This window comes from uncultured Gemmiger sp., from assembly GCA_944388105.1.
Taxonomy (GTDB): domain Bacteria; phylum Bacillota; class Clostridia; order Oscillospirales; family Ruminococcaceae; genus Gemmiger.
Genome location: CALXHN010000141.1, coordinates 1 through 3,812, shown reverse-complemented (window position 1 = coordinate 3,812; position 3,812 = coordinate 1). Strand labels below are relative to the sequence as shown.

Here is a 3,812-nt window from a genome sequence, read left to right as displayed (position 1 = left end):
TATCAACTGTCAGACAGCCATCACCGTTTGCTGCCCACCCAGAACAGCGCCACAGTGCCGGGGCCGCTGTGGGCACCGATGACCGGGCCGATATCGCCGATGTGCAGGTCCTTCACGCCCAGGGCCCGCAGCTTGTCCGCCACATAGTCGCAGTCGGCGCGGCAGTCGCCGTGGCTCAGGAACACAGTGCCCCCGGTCACATCCAGGGCGGTGGCCTGGTAGTGCTTGACCAGGGCGTCCAGGCTGGCGCGGCGGCCGCGGACCTTCTCCATGGGGATCAGGTGGCCTTCGTCGTCCACATGCAGCACCGGCTTGATGCCCAGCAGGGTGCCCGCCACGGCGGCCGCACCGCTGCACCGTCCGCCCCGCTTGAGGAACATCAGGTCATCCACCGTGAACCAGGCGCACACCGAAGGCGCCAGCTTGCGGGCATAGTCGGCGGCCTGGTCCAGCGTGGCCCCGCCCTGGGCGTACATCCCCACCAGGTAGGTGAACAGACCTTCGCCCATGCTGGCCTGGAGGGAATCCACCGTGAGGACCCGCCGGCCGGGGAACTTTTCCATCAGTTCCTGGGCGGCCAGGTTGGAGGCCTGGTAGGTGCCGGACAGCCCGCTGGAAAACGCCAGGTACAGAATATCGGTGCCCTGTTCCAGCACCGGGGTGAAGGCGTCCTCAAAGTCGGCCAGGGTCACCTGGCTGGTGGTGGACATGCTGCCGCTGCGCAATTTGCTGTAGAAATCGGCCAGCGGCATCTCCCGGCCGTCGGGATAGTTGCGGTAGGTGGCGCCGTCCAGGGTAAAGGTCATGGGCAGCACCTGCAGTCCGGCCTTCTCGATCAGTGCCGGAGTGAGGTCGCCGGTAGAGTCGGTAAAAATGAGATACTCTGCCATGGTAATACGCTCCTTATCAATATGATCCGGCCACACCGGGGGCAAGCCCCGTCAGGCCGGCGTTTTTCCACTGATTACTATACCACACATCCGGCCGCTTTGAAAAGGTCCCGGCAACATCCCTGCCTTACTCCACGTCCAGGGCGGCCCGCTCGGCGGCCAGGGCCTGCCGGTACCGGCCCAGGAAGGCCGCAAATCCCTTTTCGTCCGCCGGGTCGGGGGTCAGGGTGCGGGACTGGGCCCCGGCAAACACCCGGGTGCCCAGGTAGTCGGCCAGGGTCTGGCCCGGAGCCCGGTGCAGGGCGTAGGCAGCCAGCAGGGCCATGCCGTAAGGACCGCCCTCCCCCGCCGTGCGCATGACGGTGACCGGCGCCCCCGCCGCTGCGGCCAGATACCGCTGGGCCACGCCGGGGGTCTTGAACAGGCCGCCGTGGCCGGTGAGGCTGTCCACCCCCACCTGTTCCCGGCGCAGGATGTCCAGCCCGATGGCCAGGGTGGCCATGGCGGAGTAGATCTGCCCCCGCATGAAGTTGGCCAGATCCAGCCGGCTGTCCGGACGGCGGAGCAGCAGCGGGCATCCGGCGTCGAAGTGGGTGACGCCCTCGCCGGAATAGTAGTTCACCGGCACGATGCCCCCCGCGTCTGCCGCCCCCTGCAGGGAGCGCTCAAACAGGGCGGTGAAGAGGGCCCCCTTGTCCACCTCCGCCCCGCACAGGGCGGCGGCTTCGGCCAGCAGGTCCACCCAGGCGTTGATGTCGCTGGTGCAGTTGTTGCAGTGGACCATGGCCACCGGCGCCCCGTCGGGGGTGGTGACCAGATCGATCTCGGGGTAGACCCGGCCCAGGGGGTGTTCCAGCACCACCATGGCAAAGATGCTGGTACCGGCGCTGACGTTGCCGGTGCGGGGCGCCACGCTGTTGGTGGCGGCCATGCCGGTGCCCGCATCCCCTTCCGGCGGGCAGAGGGGCACACCGGGCTGCATGGTGCCGGTGGGGTCCAGCAGGGCCGCCCCCGCCGGGGTCAGCACACCGGCTTCCGCCCCCGCCGGGAGCACGGCGGGCAGCAGGGCGGCCAGGTCCACGGGGTATCCCTGCTCCGCCGCCAGCGTGTTGAACTGTTCCAGCATGGCCCGGTCATACTGTCCGGTGCGGCTGTCGATGGGGAACATGCCCGAGGCATCCCCCACCCCCAGCACCTTGCGCCCGGTGAGCCGCCAGTGCACATACCCGGCCAGGGTGGTGAAGAAGCGCAGCCGGGGCAGATGGGCTTCCCGGTCCAGCATGGCCTGGTACAGATGGGCCACGCTCCACCGCTGGGGGATGTTGAACCCGAAAGCGGCGGTGAGGGCGTCGGCGGCGCGGCCGGTGTTGGTGTTGCGCCAGGTGCGGAAGGGCACCAGCAGCTCTCCGGCCTCATCAAAGGCCAGATACCCGTGCATCATGGCCGAAATGCCGATGCAGCCCACGGTGGTGAGCGCGGTGCCGTACCGGGTGCGGACGTCGGCGGCCAGCGCGGCATAGGCAGCCTGCAGGCCGGCCCAGATGGCCGGGTCGTCGTAGGTCCACAGGCCGTTTTCCAGCTTGTTCTCCCAGGTGAAATCCCCCTGGGCCAGGGGGGCATGGTCCGGCCCCACCAGCACCGCCTTGATGCGGGTGGAGCCGAATTCGATGCCCAGGGTGCATTGTGCGGGGCTGAATGGCTGCATGACAGGTTCCTCCTTGTATCATGGTGAAGTATCTGGTATCAGCGTACCACACATCCCGCCGCTGCGCCAGTGGCTGCCGCAAAAAAAGGCCCGCCGGGCCGGACGGGCAAAAAAACGGGGACGGTGCTTCCCGTCCCCGGCGCTGTATCTCAGGTTTCTTCCGGGCGCCAGCCCTTGCCGATGTCCACCCATCCGGCGAACTCCTGCACCGACCGTTCCAGTTCCGGAATGGTCAGCCGCACGGCGCTGTGGTTGGTGCCGGCGGCGGGATAGACCACCTCGAACCGGCGCAGGCTTTCGTCCAGGTAGACGGGCACCCCGGCCACATGGTCGAAGGGACAGACCCCGCCCATGGGATGGCCCACCAGCCCGGGCAGCTGGTCGGGGGCGATCATCACCGCCTTGGTGCCGAATCTGGCCTTGTACAGGCTGTTGTTCACCCGGGCGTCCCCGGCCATGACCACCAGGATGGCGCCCTCCTTTGTGAGGAAGGCCATGGTCTTGGCGATGCGGGCTTCCTCACAACCCAGGTCGGCGGCGGCCTGGGCCACCGTGCCGCTGCATTCCGACAGGTTCATGGCCCGGTCGGCCAGACCGAACTGTTCCAGGTATTTCTGTACGCTCTCAAATGACATACGCTGCGTTCTCCCCTCTTGGTTTATTTTGCCTTGCCCAGCAGCCTGGTGCGCACATAGGCGAAGCAGGCGTCCTCCCCCTCATCCCGCAGGATGGAAAGGGCGGTCTCCAGCTGGGCACGGCTGTCCGGGTGCATGACATAGTGGTCCTTGCTGCGGGCGTAGTACTCCCAGGCGGAAGCGTCGGTGTACTTCTCCCCCATATAGTTGCGGCTGGCGGCAATGCGGTCGCAGACCATCTCGGCCACATACCGCTCGGGCATCCGCATCCCCGCCAGGGCGTAAGGTCCGGTGGGGGAATAGTCGATCCAGTATTCCAGGTGGTGCTTGTTCCGGCCTTTGTGATGCAGCCATGCGGCGCTGTAGCCTTCCGCCTTGCGCTGGGCGTTGTTGGGGCTGCAGTTGCCCTGCCAGTATTTGGCGCCGGCCAGGAACTCCACCGGGGACAGCTTGCTCAGGTCATGGAGCAGGCCCTGGCGGTAGAGCCCGCACCGGAAGCAGTAGTGCATGACCAGCATCTTGTGATGGTGGATGGTTTTATAGTGCTTGATGGGATGCCACACGGCCAGGCGCCTCCTTGGG

Annotated in this window: 4 protein-coding genes; all 4 read right to left on the bottom strand. The window is 67.0% G+C overall.

Annotated elements, in window-relative coordinates:
- Positions 1-20 precede the first annotated feature (20 nt).
- Positions 21-890 (bottom strand): DegV family protein, encoded by an 870-nt coding sequence (locus tag Q0K17_RS10725; RefSeq protein ID WP_294542902.1) that lies wholly within the window; start codon positions 888-890, stop codon positions 21-23.
- 127 nt (positions 891-1,017) lie between these two features.
- Positions 1,018-2,595 carry an FGGY-family carbohydrate kinase gene (locus Q0K17_RS10720; RefSeq protein ID WP_294542901.1) on the bottom strand — a complete coding sequence of 526 codons (1,578 nt, stop codon included), beginning with the start codon at positions 2,593-2,595 and terminating at the stop codon, positions 1,018-1,020.
- Between the two features lie 149 nt (positions 2,596-2,744).
- Positions 2,745-3,230, bottom strand: a complete 486-nt coding sequence (locus tag Q0K17_RS10715; RefSeq protein WP_294542900.1) for a YbaK/EbsC family protein — start codon at positions 3,228-3,230, stop codon at positions 2,745-2,747.
- Between the two features lie 23 nt (positions 3,231-3,253).
- A complete protein-coding gene (locus tag Q0K17_RS10710; RefSeq protein WP_366776942.1) occupies positions 3,254-3,799 on the bottom strand; it encodes a DUF5662 family protein in 546 nt (181 codons plus the stop codon).
- Positions 3,800-3,812: the final 13 nt, after the last annotated feature.